This is a genomic window from Pseudonocardia sp. CA-142604, assembly GCF_050948475.1.
Classification (GTDB): domain Bacteria; phylum Actinomycetota; class Actinomycetes; order Mycobacteriales; family Pseudonocardiaceae; genus Pseudonocardia; species Pseudonocardia alaniniphila.
Genome location: NZ_CP192045.1, coordinates 2,645,126 through 2,664,427, shown reverse-complemented (window position 1 = coordinate 2,664,427; position 19,302 = coordinate 2,645,126). Strand labels below are relative to the sequence as shown.

Sequence of the window (19,302 nt, the reverse complement as noted above, 5' to 3'; positions counted from 1 at the left end):
GGTATCGGTCAACGAGGAGGAAGGGGATCATCGGCGCCGATCACGGCCGTCGTGAACCAGCGATCGTCGGCGAACGCGTCGGTGTCGTCGACGAGGTAGTCGGGCCTGCGGCGTTCCTGACCATTTCCCGCGACAGGCCCCGCCGTCATCGGCGGATAGAGGCCGGGATGCCCCATGGTGGTGCCGCGGCCGGCCGCGCCGGTGCGCCCTCCCGATTCGGCAGCGGCCGCGGGCCGTTCGGCCCCGGGTCCCCGCCCCGTTGGCTCACTCACCGTCCGACTGCCGGCCGGTGGGGGCATCCGGCGCTCCTCGTCGCCGCGGGGCCACGGCCTCGCCGCGCCTGGTTCGGACCCCGGCCGCGCCGGCACCAGATCGCGCCAGCTCGGCTGTGTACCGGTGCGTGGCGGCAGGCCGGGAAGGACAGGACGGACGCCGGGTCGCGCGCCTGGGGTGACCGGCACACGGCTCCCACCGCCGGTTGAGCGATCCCCAGGCAGACCAGCGCCAAGGCGCCCTGCCCCTCCCTGACCGGAGGGAGGTCGCACCGGTATGCCGCCCGCCGGCGGAGCGATCGGTGGTGGCACCAGTCCCGAGCCGACACCACTGCCGCTTGCCCCGACCACCGCCCCGGGCGGCGGTCCTCCGGCCCCGGTGCCGCTCGGCGCGGCGGCACCGACCGTAGGCACCGCCGTCGTCCCGCCTGCCACAGCCGGCGCACCGGCCGGCGCGATCTCCGCCGCCGCCAGAGCCCCGGCTCCCCCACCGAACCCGCCGCCTCCGGAACCAGCCGCCCCGCCGGCCGGAGCAGGCCCAGACGCCTCCACGGTGACCTGCGGAGGGAGGGTCCAGTAATCCATGTGGCGGCGGTTCTCGTAGGAGTTGTTGGTGTAGCCGTTCATCAGGTCGACGGCCCGAGCCGCGCGGTTGGCGCTCTCCTGCTCGGCAGCCTGCAGATCGTCGAGCCCATGAAAGATGTAGGTGGGGTCGGTCAAAGCACGCTCGTACTCGGCATCGAGCTGCGCGGCGTTCGGCTCCGGCATGGCGTTGCGCAGCTCCCGGGCCTGCTCCCCTTGCGACGTCACCGCCTGCGCCGTGATCTTCGCGTCGTTGGCGGCGTCGAGGGCCCACTGCCCGAGCGGCGTCATGGCCGTGCGGCTGGCGTCGGCAGCACTCCCCTCCCAGCCGCCGGCGGACTGGGCCATCGCGGCGGCGATGCGCTCGTCAATTCGCAGAATGGCTTCACTAGTCGAGGCCCAAAGCTCCTCGACGCCCGTAGAGATCGACCGACCGGGCCCCTGGTGTACTGCGGCGTAGATCTCCTCGTGGCTGTACCCCTCCCACCGGATCTCGCTCACACACGCCCCCACAGAGCTGCGTTGTCGCCCTCGGTGCGGCGGTAGTGGTCCTCCAGGATCTGGAGGTTGTCGCGCACCTTGAGCATCTCTGCCTGATAAGCACGCAACGCCGCGTACGGTCCCTCGGCAGCCTCCATTACCTGCGTGTTGTAGTAGTTGACGACCTGGGCACTCACCGGATCGCCGAGCCACGGTTCGGGGATGAACCCGTCTCTCTGCAATCGCAGCAGCTTCTGACCGAGCTCGCTCAGCGCCTCCTCGAAGGAGGCCCTCATGGCTGGGATCATGTGTGGCTCCAGCCGGAGCGTGACGGGCGGGGTCGTACCGGGCATCGAAACGCTCCTCGACTCACGGGAAGGCTCATTGCCCACGCTAGGCACCCAGCCTGCCCATGCGGGAGGAAAGACCGACGATCATGTGCAATTGCAAACGGCCCCAGCCACCCGCCTCCCGAAGCTGATCAGCGTGAGGCCAGCAGCGTCTCCATCACCGCATCTGCCGTCTGCTCCGCATTCTGGCAGAGCTGAGGCTGCGGAATAGGCGGCTGCCGACCGCCATCGGCGAACTGCACGTCGAGCAACTGGCCCGGCGCCACGTCGACGACCACCGTGCAATAGCTGGTGAACCGGGTTGGAACCGCAACGACGGCCGGGAAGCCGTGCGTCTGCACCGGCCGAACCGCCGCTGCCAACCCGCCCGATGTGAACAACTCGATGCCTGCGATCGTGACGATGCTCAGGCCAACCGAAACTGCGCGAGGCTCATAACCCTGAATGAGGCACGCCGGGATGTCGGCGCCGGGGTACAGAAGCGATGGCCCAAGGTCGAAGACAGGCGGCCTGTCCAAACCCAGCCTGGTCCGCTGCTCTTCCGTCAGCAGCGAGCAGGGATCCACCCCGTCGATCCGCACGTCCCGCGGACGCGGCGGAAGCTCAATCCCGCTCGGTTCCACCGGCGCGGCCGCCTGGCCCCCATCCGAACAACCCCCGACAAGCACCGCCGCGGCAACCAGCAGCGCCCCCCACACCCGTCGCACGGGAGGACCGTAGCGGCTTGATCACTCATCCCGACCCGATATGGACACGTAACGCGGAATGCATGCGCTGAAGATCAGCGATATGTGTCCATGTCGCGGCCCGGCCGCCGCCCCGCCTACTTTCGCGGCAGCCGCAGCAGGCCCTCCTGCACCGTGGTGGCGACCAGTTGGCCGTCGCGGCTGGTGAAGCGGCCGGTGGCGAGGCCGCGGGAGCCGGAGGCGGTGGGTGAGTAGCAGGTGTAGAGCAGCCACTCGTCGGCACGGAACGGGCGGTGGAACCACATTGCGTGGTCCAGGCTCGCCATCTGCACCCTGACCGAGGCGAGGTCGTGGCGGGCGACCACCGAGCCGAGGAGGGTCATGTCGCTGGCGTAGGTCAGCAGGCAGACGTGCAGCAGGGGGTCATCGGGGAGTTCGCCGTCGGCGCGCATCCACACCCGCACCGGTTCGTCCGACGGGCGGCGGCGGGACGACCAGACCGGCTCGTCGACGAACCGCATGTCGATCGGGCGGGGGACGCGGCCCACCCAGCCCGCGTTCTCGCCGCGGGCGGTGCGGTCCGCGATGTCCGGCAGGGACTCCGGGTCCGGGACGCCGGACGGAGCGGGGTCGCTGTGCTCCAGGCCCTCCTGCGGCAGCTGGAACGACGCCGACAGCGAGAAGATCGGTTCGCCGTGCTGGATCGCGAGCACCCGGCGGGTGGTGAACGAGCGGCCGTCGCGGACGCGTTCGGCCTCGTAGATGATCGGGACGCGGGGGTCGCCCGGCCGGATGAAGTAGGCCTGCAACGAGTGGACGCCCCGGTCCGGGGGCACCGTGCGCCCCGCCGCGACCAAGGCCTGACCGGCCACCTGGCCGCCGAAGACGCGGGTGGGGCTCTGCGGCGGGCTCACCCCGCGGAAGAGGTTGACCTCGAGCTGTTCGAGGTCGAGCAGCTTCACCAGCTCGTCCAGCACGACCTGGCCGCGCATCGCGCTGTCGTCGGCCGTCTCGGGCGCGGGGGTCGTGGAGGATCTGGTCATCCCGGCATCCTCTCAGCCGGGATTCTCAGCCGCTTCGTGTGGTTGCGCACGGTGGGCCGTGGTGATGTCCAGCACCCACATCTCCTCGCCGACAGCGGGGTTGCTCGGCAGCGGCTGGCGCCTGCCGGTGGGGACGAAGCCCGCGCTCGCGTACGTCCTGACCGCCGCGTCGTTGCCGTCGGCGACCCACAGCTCCAGCTCGTGGGCACCTGCGTCGGCTGCCCAGTCACGGACGGCCACGATCAGCTGCGCCGCGATACCGAGACCCCGGTGGGACGGCCGCACCCACATCGAGATCAGGTGTCGCCGGTTCGGATCCTCATCGGGCCAGCTGGTGCCGGCCACGAGACCGGCCGGCTGGTCATCGACGTAAGCGACGAACCAAGCGCCCCAGCCAAGCCGCTCGAGCCACTGCTCCGGCGAGTTGTCGCGCTCCCGCTCGACGGAGGATGCGAACGCGTAGGGGGCCTCGCCCAGTGCCGCCAACCGAAGGTCGCGCAGGCACTCCCAGTGGTCGGGGGCGAGACGGCGGACGGTGATCAGGCGTGGTCCTCCTCACCCAGGCGGTGGACCCGGATGAGGTTGGTGGAGCCGACGGTGCCGGGAGGCGAGCCGGCGACGATGACGACGAGGTCGCCGGGCTGGAAGCGCTCGATCGACAGCATGGCCTGGTCGACCTGGCGGACCATCGCGTCGGTGGACTCGACGTAGTCGACGAGGAAGGTCTCGACGCCCCAGCTCATCGCCAGCTGGCTGCGCACCTCCGGGGCGGGGGTGAACGCGAGCAGCGGCAGCCGCGTGTGCAGGCGGGCGAGCCGCCGCACGGTGTCGCCGGACTGCGTGAAGGCCACCAGAGCCCGCGCCGACAACCGCTCCCCGATGTCGCGGGCGGCGTAGGAGAGCACGCCCCGCTTGGTGCGCGGCACGTGGTTGAGCGGCGGGACGTTGACCGGCCCGTCCTCCACCGCCTCGACGATCTGGGCCATCGTGCGCACCGACTTGATCGGGTAGCGCCCGACGCTCGTCTCACCGGAGAGCATCACGCAGTCGGCGCCGTCGAGAACGGCGTTGGCGACGTCGGACGCCTCCGCGCGGGTGGGGCGCGAGTTGGTGATCATCGACTCGAGCATCTGCGTGGCGACGATGACCGGCTTGGCGTTCTCGCGAGCGATCTGGATGGCGCGCTTCTGGACGAGCGGCACGTGCTCCAGGGGCAGCTCGACGCCGAGGTCGCCGCGCGCGACCATCACGGCGTCGAAGGCGAGCACGATGGCCTCGAGGTTGTCGACGGCCTCCGGCTTCTCGAGCTTGGCGATCACCGGGAGGCGCGCCCCGCGGCTGTCCATGATCTTGTGGGCGAGGTCGATGTCTGCCGGGCTCCGCACGAAGGACAGCGCGATCGAGTCGACGCGCAGGTCGAGCGCGAACTCCAGATCGGAACAGTCCTTGTCGGTGAGCGCCGGCACCGACACGTTCATGCCGGGCAGCGAGATGCCCTTGTTGTCGCTGACGGGGCCACCCTCGGTGACGCGGCAGACGACGTCGAGGCCGTCCACGCCCACGACCCGCAGACCGACCTTGCCGTCGTCGACGAGCAGGCGGTCGTCCGGCCGCGCGTCGTTGGCGAGGCCCTTGTAGGTGGTGGAGACGCGGTCGTGGGTGCCTGCAACCTCGTCGACCGTGATCCGCACCTCCTCGCCGGTGCGCCACTCGACCGGACCGGTGGCGAAGCGACCGAGGCGGATCTTGGGGCCCTGTAGGTCGCCCATGATGCCGACGGCATGGCCCTCGGCGTCCGCGGCCTCCCGCACCATCTCGTAGACCCGCTTGTGGTCGTCCCGGTTGCCGTGACTGAAGTTCAACCGGGCGACGTCCATACCGGCCTGCACGAGCTCCCGTATGCGATCGGGAGTTGCGGTCGCGGGCCCGATGGTGCAGACGATCTTGGTGCGACGGCTCACGTCGGGAGTCTAGCGCGCGTTCTGGAACGATCAGGAAGCGCGGGGAAGAACAGGAGGGTGTGTCAGCGCCGAGGTTGGTCGCTGGGCCCGACGTGATCGGCCAGCCACTCGCTGAGTGGCCGGAGCGCCCGCCATGCGGAGGTCACCCGCTCCAGGGTGCCGGACTCGTGCAGCACGTCGTCCGGGGGCCAGCTGCGCCAGCCGTAGAGGGATTTGTGGCGCAGCAGCTCGATCCTCGGGTGATCCGGGTCGAAGCCCCGCGGCCTGGTCTTGAGCATCTGCCCCGCGATCGTGATCCCGTCGGCGCGCAGCGCGGCGAGTCGCTTCTCCAGGTCGGTGCCGCGCCGCTCGTCGTCGATGGCGGTGCGCAGGCGCGCCACCTGGTCCGACGCCATCTGGTACTGCCCACCAGCGACCATCAGCCCGTCGGCGCCGATCTGCACGTAGAACGGGCCTGCTGTGGCGCCGCAGTGGGTCTTGTACGGGGTCTTGTCGTTGGAGAACCGGATGTCGCGGTACGGCCGGAAGATCTTGCCCGGACCGAACTCGGGTTCCAGGTCGGCGAGCAGCGCCAGCATGGGCGCCCGGATATCGGCCTCGTAGAGCGCGCGCTGGTCGCTCCAGTAGGCCTTGCTGTTGTCGACGATGAGCCCGTCGTAGAACTCGACGGCGCCCTCCCCGAACCCGGTGAACGCCGTCATGTCGAGCGATCCCCGGGTTCGGCCACCACCCTGTTGCGGTCGCCGGGCTCGTCCTCGTCGGCGTCCGAGGGCGCGGGAGCGGTGTCCTTGGGCTTGTCCTCGCCGTCCGGGCCGTCCGGCGTGTCGCCGGCGGGCACGGCAAGCACCTCACGCGGCTTGCGGACGAGCGCGATGTAGAGCACCGCCCCGATGAAGACCACCCCGGCGACGACGACGTTGATGCGGATGTCGCCGAACACGCGGGTGGCCGGGTCGGTGCGCGCCATCTCGATGAAGAACCTGCCCAGCGTGTAGCCGGCGACGTACGTCGCGAAGGCGCGGCCGTGCCCGAGCCGGAAGCGGCGGTCGGCCCACACCACGAAGGCGGCGACGAGCAGGTTCCACAGGAGCTCGTAGAGGAACGTCGGGTGCACGATCTCGATCGGAGTGTGGTCCAGGGCCACACCGCCGAGGCTGTCGGGGGCACCGGTGGCCGGGTCGACCCGGTTGTAGATCTCCAGGCCCCAGGGCAACGTGGTCGGCCCGCCGTAGAGCTCCTGGTTGAAGTAGTTGCCCAGCCGGCCGATCGCCTGCGCGACGACGATCCCGGGCGCTACTGCGTCGGCGAAGAACGGAAGGGGCACCCCGCGCCGTCGGCAGCCGATCCAGGCGCCCACCGCCCCGAGCGCGACGGCACCCCAGATCCCGAGCCCGCCCTGCCAGATCTTCAGGGCGCCGATCGGGTCGCCGCCGGGACCGAAATAGGTCTCCCAGTCGGTGGCCACGTGGTAGAGCCGGCCGCCCACGAGCCCGAACGGAACGGCGTACACCGCCACGTCCGTGACCGTGCCGGGCTGGCCTCCGCGGGCGACGAGGCGACGCTCGCCCCACATCACCGCGACGATGATTCCGGCGATGATGCAGATCGCGTAGGCGCGGATCGGGATCGGTCCGAGCATCCACACCCCGCGGTCCGGACTCGGGATGTAGGCCAGCAGGGCGGTCGCCACGGCAGAGCTCACCCCGCCACGGTATCGCCAGGTGCGGGAGGCTGGTCGGCGCGGGCCGGACGGGCCCCGCACGAGTGACACTCGTCAAGTGGGCGACGCCCGCCCCGAAGGCGTCCGGGACCCGCTGGGAACGGCCGACTCGCGCAATCGGCGCCCGCAACTCACCAGCCCGAAACCGGCGACTCGCGGGAGCGAGGTCGGCAACTCGCCGGCCGAAGCGCGCGACGCGCAGGAACCGGACCCGCGATCGGCCGGTTCGGAACGGGCGGCTCGCAGGGTGCGACGACGTGACTCGCCCCGCCGCAGCCCGTGGCTCACCAGCGCAAACGGGCGACTCGCGAGGTGCGGGTGTCAGGCGGGGGTGGGCACTGCCGGGCTGCCGGTGCGGCGGACGCCACCGGCCAGTTCCGCGGCCAGTGCGCGGACCTGTTCGGCCCCGCCCTGCTCGGCGGCCGTGACGAACGCCGACCCGACGATCACCCCATCGGCGAACGAGGCGACCTGCGCAGCCTGCTCGGCCGAGCGGACACCCAGACCCACACCGATCGGCAACGCGGTGTGCGCACGACACCGCGCAACCAACTCCGGAGCCACCGAAGCGACACTGTCCCGCGCGCCCGTGACACCCATCGTGGACGTGGCGTAAAGAAACCCACTGCCCGCCGCGGCGGTCAGCGCGATGCGCTCCTCGGTGGACGAGGGCGCGACCAGGAAAATCCGGTCCAGCCCGTGGGCCTCCGACGCGGCCAACCAGTCCTCGGCCTCATCCGGGATCAGATCGGGAGTGATCATCCCCAAGCCACCGGCCGAAGCGAGGTCACGAGCGAACGCCTCGACCCCGTAGCGCAACACCGGATTGAAATACGTCATGACCACCGCACGACCACCCGCGGCCGACACCCGCTCCACGACGGAGAGCACGTCGCGCAGCTTCGTGCCGGCCCGCAACGCGGTGTCTGCGGCCGCCTGGATCGTGGGTCCGTCCATCACCGGGTCGGAGTACGGGATACCGATCTCGAGCAGGTCACACCCGCCCTCGACCAACGCACCCAGCAACTCCACCGAGCCGTCCACGGTCGGGTAACCGGCCGGCAGATAGCCGACCAGCGTGCCGCGGCCCTGCTCCCGGCAGTCGCGGAAGATCTCCTCCACCGCACTCATCGCTGCACGCCCTCTACGTCGGTGCTCGCCCGGGTGCCCCCGACGGGTGCTTGGCCGCCCGGCCCGGTGAGGGAGGCCTCCGCGATGGCCGTGCCGCTCGCGTCCTCCGCGCTCTCCCGGTCCGAGATCATGCCGAACCACTTCGCGGCGGTGTCGACGTCCTTGTCGCCGCGGCCGGAGAGGTTGACGAGGATGACCGCGTCCGGGCCGAGCTCACGCCCGAGCCGCAGCGCGCCCGCGACGGCGTGGGCCGACTCGATGGCCGGGATGATGCCCTCGGTGCGCGAGAGCAGCGCGAAGGCGTCCATCGCCTCCGCGTCGGTGATCGGCCGGTACTCGGCGCGGCCGAGGTCCTTCAGCAGCGCGTGCTCCGGACCGACGCCGGGGTAGTCGAGTCCGGCGGAGATCGAGTGGGACTCCTTCGTCTGCCCGTCCTCGTCCTGCAACAGGTAGGACATCGCGCCGTGCAGCGCACCCGGCGAGCCCTCGGTGAGGGTGGCGCCGTGGCGTCCGGTCTCCACCCCGTCACCGCCAGGCTCGAAACCCACCAGCCGCACCGACGGATCGTCCAGGAAGGCGTGGAAGATCCCGATCGCGTTGGACCCCCCACCCACACACGCAGCCACCGCGTCGGGGAGACGGCCGGTGCGGGCAAGCACCTGCTCACGCGCCTCTAGGCCGATGATCCGGTGGAAGTCGCGCACCATCGTCGGGAACGGGTGCGGGCCGGCGACGGTGCCGAGCAGGTAGTGCGTGTGGTCGACGTTGGTGACCCAGTCGCGCAAGGCCTCGTTGATGGCGTCCTTCAAGGTGCGGGACCCGGTTTTGACCGGCACGACCTGCGCCCCGAGCAGCCGCATCCGCGCGACGTTCAGGGCCTGCCGCTCGGTGTCGACCTCGCCCATGTAGACGAGGCAGTCGAGACCGAGCAACGCGCACGCGGTGGCCGTGGCCACCCCGTGCTGACCCGCGCCGGTCTCCGCGATGACCCGTGTCTTGCCCATCCGCTTGGTCAGCAGCGCCTGACCCAACACATTGTTGATCTTGTGGGATCCGGTGTGGTTGAGATCCTCACGCTTGAGCAGGATCCGCGCCCCGCCCGCGTGCTCGCTCAGCTTGGGCACGTCCGTGAGCGGGGACGGACGCCCCGAGTAGTCACGGTGCAAGCGATCCAGCTCATCGAGGAAGTCCCGGTCACCCCGCGCCTTGTCGTATGCGGCGGCCAGCTCGTCAAGCGCCGCGATCAACGCCTCCGGGACGAAACGGCCACCGTAACGGCCGAAATGACCGCGCTCGTCCGGCTCGTGACCCGACGGGGTCGCGATCCCATCACTGGCCTTGCTGGTGGTGCCCGAACCACTGCTCGTCAACACGACATCCTTGCTACCGCATCCGTGCTAGCGCGTCATTCCTGTTATCGAACCATCCGGGAGCAGGACGGGTGGAAACCCGCTGCCACCAGGCTGCGCACCGCCCCGCGGGGGTCACCGCTGGTGACCAGGCCCTCACCGACGAGTACGGCGTCGGCGCCCCACCCGGCGTAGGTGAGTAGGTCGCCCGGCCCGCGGACGCCGGACTCGGCCACCCGCAGCACGTCGCTGGGCAGGCCGGGCGCGATCTGCCCGAAGATCGACCGGTCGACCTCGAGCGTGTGGAGGTTGCGCGCGTTCACCCCGATGACCTTCGCGCCGGCCTCCAGAGCCCGGTCGGCCTCCTCCTCGGTGTGCACCTCGACGAGTGCCGTCATGCCGAGCGACTCGACGCGGTCCAGAAGCGAGTCGAGCGCGTTCTGCTCCAGCGCCGCGACGATCAGCAGCACCAGGTCGGCGCCGTAGGCGCGCGCCTCGTGCACCTGGTACGGACTCACCACGAAGTCCTTGCGCAGCACCGGAACGTCAACCGCCGCACGCACGGCGGCCAGGTCGGCGAGCGATCCGCCGAACCGGCGCTCCTCGGTGAGAACGCTGATCACGCGCGCCCCGCCCCCGGCGTAGGACGCAGCGAGCTCGGCCGGATCGGCGATCACGGCCAGATCCCCCCGAGACGGACTGCGGCGCTTGACCTCGGCGATCACCCCGATGCCCGGCGCCCGAAACGCCGCCATGACGTCGCGCGGCGGCGGAGCTGCGGCCGCACGCCGCTTGATCTCGGCGAAGTCGACCTCCGCCTCCCGTGCCGCAAGATCGGCCCTGACGCCGTCAACGATGGAATCGAGGACGCTCGCTCTGCCGTGCTCCATGGCGTTGGTCCCCCTTTCCGGATAGGCCGGGCGCGAATCATGCTAGCCAGGCCTTGTGCGACCCCCGTCGCCAGGATCGTCCCCCCTGCTCCCGGGCACGTCGGCAGTGGGGTCCACTCCGGCGTCCAGCGCCTGCCACGCCGCGCGATCCGGATCCGTCTCGACCCGTCGGGCGCCGGGCGCGGCATACCGCGCGCCGAACCTCGGGAACGTCGGCTCTCGCAGCAGAATGAACACCCCGACCACCAGCAGAACGACGACGCCTGCCACGGCGAGAAGCGGCGCCGCTGTACGCGTGATCTGGCCGGCGGGCGGCACCACCACCGACTGCACCACGACGACGCCAACCACGATCCCGACCAGCGCCAACAGCGCGCCGACGGCTCGGCGCAGGAGCCCGCCCGTGGCCACGACAGCCGCGATTGCGGCCAGCGCCAGCAACGCCACACCGGTGAGCGACGGAGCCACCTGTGCGCCGGTGGACTCCGTGGCCGACCGGCCGGGCGGGCCCGCGATGCGGAACCAGACCGTGGCCGACGCACCCCACAGCAGGGCGGCCGAACCCGCGAGGCCTGCGCACGCCACCAGCAGCGCGCGCGGGTTACGGATGGGGGTCTGGGTCACCGCGTCCTGTCCGGAGCGGCGGCGAGGCTGGGCGGTTGCCCCAGCGTCGCCGCGGTCGCCACCGCGGACAGCACGGCCCGCGCCTTGTTGATGCTTTCGGTGTCTTCGGCCATCGGCTCGGAGTCGGCGACGATCCCGCCCCCGGCCTGCACGTAGGCGATCCCGTCGCGCACGAGCGCGGTGCGGATCGCGATGGCGGTGTCGGCGTCGCCCGCGAAGTCGAAGTAGCCGACGATGCCCCCGTAGAGACCGCGCCGGGTGGGCTCCAGCTCCTCGATGATCTGCAACGCCCGCGGCTTCGGTGCGCCCGACAGCGTCCCGGCGGGGAAGCACGCAAGTACGGCGTCGAAGGCGATGCAGTCGTTGCGCAACGTGCCGGTGACCGTCGAGACCAGGTGCATCACGTGGCTGTAGCGCTCGACGGCGAAGAAGCTGTGCACCTTGACCGTGCCCGGCGAGCACACCTTGCCGAGGTCATTGCGGCCCAGGTCGACGAGCATCACGTGCTCGGCGCGCTCCTTCTCGTCGTTGCGCAGCTCCTTCTCCAGGAGCAGGTCCTCCTCCTCGGTGTCGCCACGCCACCGGGTGCCGGCGATCGGGTGGGTGGTCGCCTTCCCGTCGCGCACCGTGACCAGGGCTTCCGGGCTGGACCCGACGATGTCGAAGCGCCGCGCAGGCTGGTCGGGGGTGGCCGCGGACTCCAGGCGCAGCAGGTACATGTACGGGCTCGGGTTGGTGGCCCGCAGAACGCGGTAGACGTCGAGCGAGTCGGCGTGGCACTCCGCCTCGAAGCGCTGCGAGATCACCACCTGGAACGCCTCGCCGTCGAGAATCTGCTCCTTCACGGTCTCGATGGCGGCGTGGTGCTGCTCCGGGGTGCGGCGGCGCGTGTAGGAGGGCTGCGCAGGCCGGTAGACGGCCACCGTCGACGCGGCGGGGGCAGCGAGCTCGGTGGTCATGCGGTCGAGCCGCGCCACGGCGTCGTCGTAGGCCTCGTCGACCCGCTCGTCACTCGCGTCCCAGTTGATCGCGTTGGCGATCAGGGTGATGGTGCCCTCGTGGTGGTCGACCGCGGCCAGGTCGGTGGCCAGCAGCATCATCAGCTCAGGAATCTGCAGGTCGTCGGTGGTGAGGTCGGGCAGCCGCTCGAGGCGCCGCACCACGTCGTAGCCGAGATAGCCGACCATCCCGCCGGTCAGCGGCGGCAGCCCGGGAAGCGGCTCGCTGCGCAGCTCCTCGACAACGGTGCGCAGGGCGGCGAGGGGGTCTCCCGAGGTGGGGAGCCCGACGGGGACCTCACCGGTCCAGGCGAGCTCGCCGTCGACGGTCGTCAGCGCCGCTGCGCTCCGCGCTCCGACGAACGACCATCGCGACCAGGAGCGACCGTTCTCCGCGGACTCGAAGAGGAACGTGCCGGGACGGTCGCCTGCCAGCTTGCGGTAGACCCCGACCGGGGTCTCGTCGTCGGCGAGCAGCCGCCTGGTGACCGGGATGACCCGGTGCCCGACGGCCAGCTCGCGGAACTCTTCTCGGCTGGGGCTGACCGCACCCAGTGCGGGCGCAGGCGCGGTGACGGTCATGGAGCCCATTGTGGCAACCTCCCCCGGACGGGGCACCACGAGAGCCGCGTCACCCCCATCCCGCCCTTCGGGGAAGGATGGGAGCGTGGGCGAACCCGACGACGAGCCGTCCCCGGCGGAGGCCGTGAGAGCAGGTCAGGGAGAGGCGCAGGGAGTCGCTGCGCCACGCCGACGCGGGCGCAGACCGGGCGGCGCAGACACCCGCGCCGAGCTGCTCGCCGCCGCTCGCGTCGAGTTCGCCGAGCGCGGTTACGACGGAGCTACCGTGCGGGTCATCGCCGAACGCGCGGGCGTGGACGCCGCCATGGTCAACCACTGGTTCGGGGGAAAGGATTCGCTGTTCATCTCGGCCCTGGAGCTACCGGTGGACCCCACCACGATCCTCGCCGAGGTGGTGCCCGGTGATCCCGACCACCTCGCCGAACGGATCATCGCGCGGTTCCTGGACCTGTGGGACGGCACGGGCGGAGCTCCCCTCTCCGCGCTGCTGCAGAGCGTGGCCACGCACGACATCGCGGCCCGGCTCCTGCGCGAGTTCGTGGAGCGCGTGCTCGTCGCACGGGTCGTGTCGACGGTGGCGCCGGACCAGGCCGCACTGCGCGCAGGCCTGTGCGGCTCCCAGATCCTGGGCCTCGCGGTGGTCCGGTACGTGCTGAAGGTGGAGCCGCTCGCCTCGGCCGACCACGCCACTGTGATCGCAGCGGTGGCCCCCAACCTGCAGCGCTACCTCACCGGGCCCCTGCCCTGACGCTCAGACGTCGACGGGCCGGCGCGGGTCGATGAATCCCGACTCGTAGGCCGCGACCACCGCCTGGGTGCGGTCGCGCGCGCCCAGCTTGGCGAGGACGTTGCCGACGTGGGTCTTGACCGTCTCGACTCCCACCATCAGCTCCCGGGCGATCTCGGCGTTCGAGAGCCCGCGTGCGATCCACCGCAGCACCTCGCCCTCCCGCTCGGTCAGGCCCGCGCCACGCAGCTCGTCCCCGCCGTTGCGCCCGCGGGTGGCCACCAGGTCCCGCACCGCCGCCGGGAACAGCAGTGACTCACCGCTCGCGACGATGCGCACCGCCTGCACGATCTCCGCGGGCCGCGCCCGCTTGAGCAGGAAGCCCGTGGCGCCCGCCTGCAGTGCGTCGTAGACGTGCCCGTCGTTGCCAAACGTCGTGAGCACCAGCACGCGCGGCGGCTTCGGGAGTTTCGTGACCAGGTGGCGGGTGGCGGCGATCCCGTCCACCGCGGACATCCGCACGTCCATCAGCACTACGTCCGGCGTGAGCCTGCGCACCAGGCCCGGCACCTCCGCGCCGTCGGGCGCCTCGCCCACCACGGTGATGTCCGGTTCGGCGTCGAGGATCGCGCGCAGACCCGTCCGCACGAGCTCCTCGTCGTCCACCAGGAGCAACTTGATCATTGCGTCATCATCTCGGATCCCTGCAGCGGGAGCCGTGCCGCCACCCGCCATTCCCGCTCCCCCGCACCCGCCACCAGGTCACCGCGCAGGACGTGCACGCGCTCGCGCATCCCGGCGAGCCCACGTCCGCCTCCCTGCCGGGCGCGGGTGCCGGCGCCGAGAGGGTTCGTCAGCTCCAGTTCGAGCACGCTCGGTCCCACTGCGACGCGGACGGTCACCGGCACCGGCCCAGCATGCCGCAACGCGTTCGTGAGGCCCTCCTGGACGATCCGGTACGCCTCGCGGGAGACCGCACGCGGCACCGCGTCCATCGATCCTCGTACCTCCACGTCCACCGACACCCCCGTCGACCGGGCACCGGCCACGAGGGCGTCGAAATCGGCCAGGTCGGGTTGGGGCGCCCGGTCCGCCCCGGAGGTGCCGTCGCGCAGCAACCCGAGGACGTGGTCGAGATCCTCCAGTGCACCCCGGCCCGCCTCGGCGATCGCGTCGAGCGCACGGGCGACGAACGCGGGATCGCTGTCGAGCACCCGGGCGGCTGCGCCCGCCTGGAGCGTGGCGACGGTCAGCGCGTGGCCCACCGAGTCGTGCAGCTCTCGCGCGAGCCGGTTGCGCTCCGCCAACGCCCGCTCCGCCTCCCGCACCCGGGCCAGCTCGACGGCCATCCGTTCGGCGGGCGAGGGCCCGAGCACCCGCGGAGCGAGCCGCGCGAGCACCGCCCCACCGGCCGACACCGCGTGGAGGAGGACGAGCGGGAGCGCCAATCCCAGAACCGGCATCCAGGCCGCGGCAAGCCCGGTGGGAAACGGGACGAGCTCGCGCCAAGGCGCGAGGAGGAAGCCGATGCTCGCCGGCAGAACGGCGAGCGTCACGAGCGCGGTGAGCCCGCCTGCCGCGAGATTGACCAGCAACCAGCCGGCAGCTCGCCGACGGCCCGGCCACGCGTCGAGCGTCCCGGGATCGGGATCGGGCACCACAGCGCCGAGCAGGGCACGGGCCGCGGTGATCTCCAGGGCCCGCACGCCCGGCACCAGCGCCACCCCCACCGCCATGGCGGTTGCGGGCACGAGCAACAGCAGGAGATCCAGCGGCCGCAGGTCCCCCGCGTTCGCCGCGGCCACGAACAGCGACACCAGCCCCAGATACGGCAGCAACAGCACCGCACCCAGCAACAGATGCACGAAACGGCGGTAGGTCAGCCCCGACGTGACGGGGGCCAGGAGCAGCCGCAGCGTGCGGGACACCCCTCGATCGTCGCAGAACCGGACATCCAGAGCCCTCCCCCACGGGAGGGAGTCGGATCACTCCGTCGCGGGAGCCAGTCAAACGGGTGATCGTTGGTCGGGCCCGAACTGCTGATCACGGCCAGACGGCCGGGCGCGAGACATGCCTGCCCTAGACACCGGCGACAGGGCGCCGTGATCATCACTTCGGGTCTTGCAGCCCGCAAATGGCACCCTACCGCGCCCGAACTGTCGATCTTGACCAGCCGCCTGCCCATGATCGCCACGCGGTCGGCGGGCTGGGCAATGTGCACCGCACCCGGCCGGAGCCGCCGCACACCATGATCATCAATTGGGGCCCGGCAGCCGCGTATGACACGGTCCCTGGGCCCGAACTGCCGATCTTGAACGGCCTGCGCGCCAGCGGAGGGGTCTTGATCACCACTTGGGGCCCGCCAGCCGCAGATGGCACGCCTGTGGGGACCGAACTGCCGATCTTGACCTGCCAGCGGACTGCCCCGGAGCGCTGCAATACCGGTCACTCAGCCAACTCCGGCCTGGCACCGGGATCGGATGCAGGCCTTCGAGGGGGGACACAGCCGCCGATCACGACCGGCCAGCGAGCCCGCCCCGGACCAGGGCAGGGCGGGGCTCCATGATCGTCGCTTGGGGCCTAGGAGCTGCAGATAGCCCGGCTACCGGCACCGAACCGCAGATCATGGCCAGCCGGCGGACCTGAGGGACATGCCCGCCCTAGACACCGACGACAGGGCACCATGATCATCAGTTCGGGCCTTACAAGCGCGGATAACACGCCTACCGGGCCCAAACTGCCGATCTTGACCAGCCGGCGGGCCCATCAGCCCATGATCGCCACTCGGCCAGCGAGCCTGCGCGACATGCACCGCACCCGGCCTTCGCCGGAGTACGCCATGATCATCAATTGGGGCCTGGCAGCCGCAGATGGCACGCCTCCCGGGCCCAAACCGTCGATCTTGACCAGCCGCCAGGCCTGCGGAGGGGTCGTGATCACCACTTGGGCCCGGCAACCGCGGAGGACACGCCTCCCGAGCCCGAACTGCCGATCTTGACCAGCCGCCAGGCCTGCAGAGGGGGCATGATCACCACTTGGGGCCTGCCAGCCGCAGATGGCACGCCTGCGGGGCCCGAACTGTCGATCTTGACCAGCCGGTGGGCCTTGGGGCGTAGGGATCCCGGCGGGGGGTTGATCGTCGCCGGAAACTCAGGCCGGAGCCGGCGCCTCCACGACCTCGATCCGCACCCGCTTGTTCCCCTTGCCCTTCGACTCCGTGCCGGTCACCCGGACGGCGCCGACCTCCGCGGTGCTGGCGACGTGCGTGCCGCCGTCGGCCTGCTTGTCGAGGCCCACGATGTCGATCACGCGCAGCGGGTCGATCTCGCGTGGGATGAGGTTGGCGGCCGTGCGGATCAGGGCGGGGTCGGCGTCGGCGGCGTCGCGGCCGAGGAACTCCACCACCACGGCGCGGGCAGCGGCGAGTTCCTCGTTGATCCGCCCCTCCAGGCGCCGGCCCAGTTCCGTCGAGATCGACTCGAGCGGGAAGTCCAGCCGACCCGAGCCCGGTTCCATGTTGCCGCCGGTGACGGGAATCGCGAACTCCGACCAGACCACGCCGCAGAGCACGTGCAATGCGGTGTGGGTGCGCATCAGGAGGTGGCGGCGGTTCCAGTCGAGCTCGCCTGCCACCTCGGAACCCTCACCGGGCAGCTCGGGCGCGTCGAGCCAGTGCCAGATCCGGCCGCCCTCCCGTTTGACGCGGGTGACGGCCGCGGGACCGGTGCCCCAGTCGAGCGTGCCGAGATCGTGCGGCTGCCCGCCCCCACCCGGATAGAACGCGGTGCGCGCCAGCGCCACCCGGCCGGCCTCCCGGTCGACCTCGGTGATCGCGGCGTCGAAGGAACGGCGGTAGGCGTCGGTGGCGAAGAGCTCCTCGGTCACGCCCGCAGACTAGGACCGCCCGCTCAGGCGCCGTTGCGGGCGTCGAGCAGGACGTCTGCGTCGAAGCAGGTCCGCTCGCCCGTGTGGCACGCGGCGCCCGTCTGGTCGACGATCACGAGCACGGCATCGCCGTCGCAGTCCAGCCGCACCTCGTGCACGTGCTGGACGTTGCCGGATGTGTCGCCCTTCACCCAGTACTCCTCGCGCGAGCGCGACCAGTAGGTGGCCCGGCCGGTGGTGAGGGTGCGGTGCAGCGCCTCGTCGTCCATCCAGGCCACCATCAGCACCTCCCCGGTGCCGCGCTGCTGGGCGATCGCACAGACCAGCCCGTCGGCGTTGCGCTTGAGCCTGGCTGCGACGGCCGGATCGAGCGCGGAGACCTCAACCCTGGTCATCTCACCTCCACGAGCCCGGTGCGCAGGCCGTCCTTGACGTCCTTGATCCGCAGCTGCCCGAAGTGGAAGACGCTGGCGGCGAGCACGGCGTCGGCTCCCGCCTGCACCGCCGGAAGGAAGTGCTCCACGGCACCGGCTCCACCACTGGCGATCACCGGAACGTCCACCACGGCCCGGACCGCGGCGATCATGCCGAGGTCGAACCCGGCTCGGGTGCCGTCGGCGTCCATCGAGTTGAGCAGGATCTCGCCCACGCCGAGCTCCTGGCCGCGGGCCGCCCACTCGACGGCGTCGATCCCCGTGCCGCGACGTCCACCGTGGGTGGTGACCTCCCAGCCCGACGGGGTCGGCTCGCCGCCCTCCGGCACCGTGCGGGCGTCGACGGACAGCACGATGCACTGCGCGCCGAACCGGCGGCTGGCCTCGTGGAGCAGCTCGGGGCGCGCGATCGCCGCGGTGTTGATGCTCACCTTGTCGGCACCGGCCCGCAGGAGCGTGTCGACGTCGTCGGTGGTGCGGATGCCACCACCGACGGTCAAGGGGATGAACACCTGCTCCGCGGTGCGGCGCACGACGTCGAGCATCGTGGCCCGCTCCCCCGACGACGCCGTGACGTCGAGGAACGTGAGCTCGTCGGCTCCCTCCGCGTCGTAGATGCGGGCCATCTCGACCGGATCGCCCGCGTCACGCAGGTCGGCGAAGTTGACGCCCTTCACCACCCGCCCGGCATCGACGTCCAGGCAGGGGATGACGCGCACGGCGACACCCATCAGCCGGCCGCCCGTCCGGCGGCGTCGACGGCCTGCACCGCAGCCAGCGCCTCGGGGAGGGTGAAGCGGCCCGCGTAGAGGGCCTTGCCGACGATCGAGCCCTCGATGTTGACGCCGGTGGCGGCCACCTCTGCCAGCGCGACCAGGTCTGCGACCTCGGCGATCCCCCCGGACGCGATGACCGGCGCCTTCGTGGCGCCCGCGACGTCACGCAACAGGTCGATGTTGGGGCCGCGCAGCGTGCCGTCCTTGCCGACGTCGGTGACGACGTAGCGGGCGCAACCGTCGCGGTCCAGCCGCTCCAGCACCTCCCACAGGTCGCCCCCGTCGGTGGTCCACCCGCGCGCGGCGAGCCGGTGGCCGGCCTCGGTGATCCGCACGTCAAGGCCCACCGCGACCCGTTCGCCGTGGGCGGCGATGGCCCGTGCGCACCAGTCGGGGTGCTCCAGCGCCGCGGTGCCGAGGTTCACCCGGGCGCAGCCCGTGGACAGCGCGCGTTCCAGGGACTCGTCGTCGCGGATGCCGCCCGAGAGCTCCACCGCGACGTCCAGCTCACCGATGACGCCGGCCAGCAGTTCGGCGTTCGATCCGCGGCCGAAAGCGGCGTCCAGGTCGACGAGGTGGATCCACTCCGCGCCGTCGTTCTGCCACTGCAGCGCGGCGTCCCGTGGCTCCCCGTACGCGGTGGCGGAACCGGCCTCGCCCTGCACGAGGCGCACGGCCTGGCCGTCGGCGACATCGACGGCGGGAAGCAGCGTGAAACTCACGGGGAAAGCCTACCGGTGGCGTATTCGCCTGGCCGCCCGGCGATCATCGCCTCACGGAAGCGCGTGAGAAGGGTCTCGACGGTCCCCGCG

The 19,302-nt window shown here is 71.4% G+C and carries 20 protein-coding genes; 1 reads left to right on the top strand and 19 read right to left on the bottom strand.

Annotation, left to right across the window (positions count from 1 at the left end; all coding sequences use genetic code 11):
- Positions 1-8: 8 nt before the first annotated feature.
- The 13 genes from ACQPZQ_RS12195 to ACQPZQ_RS12135 form a co-directional block, all read right to left on the bottom strand.
- A complete protein-coding gene (locus tag ACQPZQ_RS12195) occupies positions 9-1,202 on the bottom strand; it encodes a hypothetical protein (RefSeq protein ID WP_433295089.1) in 1,194 nt (397 codons plus the stop codon).
- 149 nt (positions 1,203-1,351) lie between these two features.
- Positions 1,352-1,687 (bottom strand): hypothetical protein, encoded by a 336-nt coding sequence (locus ACQPZQ_RS12190; protein WP_433295087.1) that lies wholly within the window; start codon positions 1,685-1,687, stop codon positions 1,352-1,354.
- 128 nt (positions 1,688-1,815) lie between these two features.
- Positions 1,816-2,391: a DUF3558 domain-containing protein gene (locus ACQPZQ_RS12185; RefSeq protein ID WP_433295085.1), complete on the bottom strand. Its 576-nt coding sequence runs from the start codon at positions 2,389-2,391 to the stop codon at positions 1,816-1,818.
- A 116-nt stretch (positions 2,392-2,507) separates the two neighbouring features.
- Positions 2,508-3,413 carry an acyl-CoA thioesterase gene (locus tag ACQPZQ_RS12180; protein WP_433295083.1) on the bottom strand — a complete coding sequence of 302 codons (906 nt, stop codon included), beginning with the start codon at positions 3,411-3,413 and terminating at the stop codon, positions 2,508-2,510.
- 12 nt (positions 3,414-3,425) lie between these two features.
- On the bottom strand, positions 3,426-3,899 hold the full coding sequence (locus ACQPZQ_RS12175; RefSeq protein ID WP_433295081.1) for a GNAT family N-acetyltransferase: 474 nt from the start codon (positions 3,897-3,899) through the stop codon (positions 3,426-3,428).
- 53 nt (positions 3,900-3,952) lie between these two features.
- Positions 3,953-5,374 carry a pyruvate kinase gene (gene pyk / locus ACQPZQ_RS12170; RefSeq protein ID WP_241039153.1) on the bottom strand — a complete coding sequence of 474 codons (1,422 nt, stop codon included), beginning with the start codon at positions 5,372-5,374 and terminating at the stop codon, positions 3,953-3,955.
- A gap of 62 nt (positions 5,375-5,436) precedes the next feature.
- Entirely contained in the window at positions 5,437-6,075 is a 639-nt protein-coding gene (locus ACQPZQ_RS12165) for a DUF2461 domain-containing protein (protein ID WP_433295079.1), read from the bottom strand.
- Positions 6,072-7,013, bottom strand: coding sequence for a prolipoprotein diacylglyceryl transferase (gene lgt / locus ACQPZQ_RS12160; RefSeq protein ID WP_433299150.1), 942 nt, complete (start codon positions 7,011-7,013; stop codon positions 6,072-6,074). The genes ACQPZQ_RS12165 and lgt overlap by 4 nt, the downstream gene beginning before the upstream one ends.
- A 402-nt stretch (positions 7,014-7,415) precedes the next feature.
- A complete protein-coding gene (gene trpA / locus ACQPZQ_RS12155; protein ID WP_433295077.1) occupies positions 7,416-8,225 on the bottom strand; it encodes a tryptophan synthase subunit alpha in 810 nt (269 codons plus the stop codon).
- On the bottom strand, positions 8,222-9,550 hold the full coding sequence (gene trpB / locus ACQPZQ_RS12150) for a tryptophan synthase subunit beta (protein WP_433299148.1): 1,329 nt from the start codon (positions 9,548-9,550) through the stop codon (positions 8,222-8,224). Before trpB ends, trpA begins: the two co-directional genes overlap by 4 nt.
- A gap of 89 nt (positions 9,551-9,639) precedes the next feature.
- The gene (gene trpC / locus ACQPZQ_RS12145) at positions 9,640-10,464 is read right to left on the bottom strand and encodes an indole-3-glycerol phosphate synthase TrpC (protein ID WP_433295075.1); all 825 of its coding nucleotides are present in this window, start codon (positions 10,462-10,464) and stop codon (positions 9,640-9,642) included.
- Positions 10,465-10,506: 42 nt separating this feature from the next.
- Entirely contained in the window at positions 10,507-11,088 is a 582-nt protein-coding gene (locus ACQPZQ_RS12140; protein WP_433295073.1) for a Trp biosynthesis-associated membrane protein, read from the bottom strand.
- Entirely contained in the window at positions 11,085-12,677 is a 1,593-nt protein-coding gene (locus ACQPZQ_RS12135) for an anthranilate synthase component I (protein ID WP_433295071.1), read from the bottom strand. The genes ACQPZQ_RS12140 and ACQPZQ_RS12135 overlap by 4 nt, the downstream gene beginning before the upstream one ends.
- A gap of 76 nt (positions 12,678-12,753) precedes the next feature.
- Here ACQPZQ_RS12135 and ACQPZQ_RS12130 point away from each other — a divergent pair, with 76 nt between their 5' ends.
- Positions 12,754-13,416, top strand: a complete 663-nt coding sequence (locus ACQPZQ_RS12130) for a TetR family transcriptional regulator (RefSeq protein ID WP_433295069.1) — start codon at positions 12,754-12,756, stop codon at positions 13,414-13,416.
- A gap of 3 nt (positions 13,417-13,419) precedes the next feature.
- On the opposite strand, the gene ACQPZQ_RS12125 is transcribed toward ACQPZQ_RS12130, so the two are convergent.
- The 6 genes from ACQPZQ_RS12125 to priA all read right to left on the bottom strand — a co-directional run bounded on the left by ACQPZQ_RS12125 (position 13,420) and on the right by priA (position 19,212).
- Entirely contained in the window at positions 13,420-14,079 is a 660-nt protein-coding gene (locus tag ACQPZQ_RS12125; protein ID WP_241043215.1) for a response regulator, read from the bottom strand.
- Positions 14,076-15,323: a sensor histidine kinase gene (locus tag ACQPZQ_RS12120; protein WP_433295067.1), complete on the bottom strand. Its 1,248-nt coding sequence runs from the start codon at positions 15,321-15,323 to the stop codon at positions 14,076-14,078. Before ACQPZQ_RS12120 ends, ACQPZQ_RS12125 begins: the two co-directional genes overlap by 4 nt.
- 1,222 nt (positions 15,324-16,545) lie before the next feature.
- Positions 16,546-17,280 carry an alanyl-tRNA editing protein gene (locus ACQPZQ_RS12115; RefSeq protein WP_433295065.1) on the bottom strand — a complete coding sequence of 245 codons (735 nt, stop codon included), beginning with the start codon at positions 17,278-17,280 and terminating at the stop codon, positions 16,546-16,548.
- A 23-nt stretch (positions 17,281-17,303) separates the two neighbouring features.
- The gene (gene hisI / locus ACQPZQ_RS12110; RefSeq protein WP_241043218.1) at positions 17,304-17,675 is read right to left on the bottom strand and encodes a phosphoribosyl-AMP cyclohydrolase; all 372 of its coding nucleotides are present in this window, start codon (positions 17,673-17,675) and stop codon (positions 17,304-17,306) included.
- Positions 17,672-18,445, bottom strand: coding sequence for an imidazole glycerol phosphate synthase subunit HisF (hisF, locus tag ACQPZQ_RS12105; RefSeq protein ID WP_433295062.1), 774 nt, complete (start codon positions 18,443-18,445; stop codon positions 17,672-17,674). The genes hisI and hisF overlap by 4 nt, the downstream gene beginning before the upstream one ends.
- Positions 18,445-19,212: a bifunctional 1-(5-phosphoribosyl)-5-((5-phosphoribosylamino)methylideneamino)imidazole-4-carboxamide isomerase/phosphoribosylanthranilate isomerase PriA gene (gene priA / locus ACQPZQ_RS12100; protein WP_433295060.1), complete on the bottom strand. Its 768-nt coding sequence runs from the start codon at positions 19,210-19,212 to the stop codon at positions 18,445-18,447. The genes hisF and priA overlap by 1 nt, the downstream gene beginning before the upstream one ends.
- Positions 19,213-19,302: the final 90 nt, after the last annotated feature.

Bases quoted from the DNA above. Each gene is read 5' to 3' on its own strand.
- ACQPZQ_RS12195 (WP_433295089.1), bottom strand. From the start codon at position 1,202: ATGGCCCAGTCCGCCGGCGGCTGGGAGGGGAGTGCTGCCGACGCCAGC.
- ACQPZQ_RS12190 (WP_433295087.1), bottom strand. From the start codon at position 1,687: ATGCCCGGTACGACCCCGCCCGTCACGCTCCGGCTGGAGCCACACATG.
- ACQPZQ_RS12180 (WP_433295083.1), bottom strand. From the start codon at position 3,413: ATGACCAGATCCTCCACGACCCCCGCGCCCGAGACGGCCGACGACAGC.
- ACQPZQ_RS12165 (WP_433295079.1), bottom strand. From the start codon at position 6,075: ATGACGGCGTTCACCGGGTTCGGGGAGGGCGCCGTCGAGTTCTACGAC.
- lgt (WP_433299150.1), bottom strand. From the start codon at position 7,013: ATGCTCGGACCGATCCCGATCCGCGCCTACGCGATCTGCATCATCGCC.
- trpA (WP_433295077.1), bottom strand. From the start codon at position 8,225: ATGAGTGCGGTGGAGGAGATCTTCCGCGACTGCCGGGAGCAGGGCCGC.
- trpC (WP_433295075.1), bottom strand. From the start codon at position 10,464: ATGGAGCACGGCAGAGCGAGCGTCCTCGATTCCATCGTTGACGGCGTC.
- ACQPZQ_RS12135 (WP_433295071.1), bottom strand. From the start codon at position 12,677: ATGGGCTCCATGACCGTCACCGCGCCTGCGCCCGCACTGGGTGCGGTC.
- ACQPZQ_RS12125 (WP_241043215.1), bottom strand. From the start codon at position 14,079: ATGATCAAGTTGCTCCTGGTGGACGACGAGGAGCTCGTGCGGACGGGT.
- hisI (WP_241043218.1), bottom strand. From the start codon at position 17,675: ATGACCAGGGTTGAGGTCTCCGCGCTCGATCCGGCCGTCGCAGCCAGG.
- hisF (WP_433295062.1), bottom strand. From the start codon at position 18,445: ATGGGTGTCGCCGTGCGCGTCATCCCCTGCCTGGACGTCGATGCCGGG.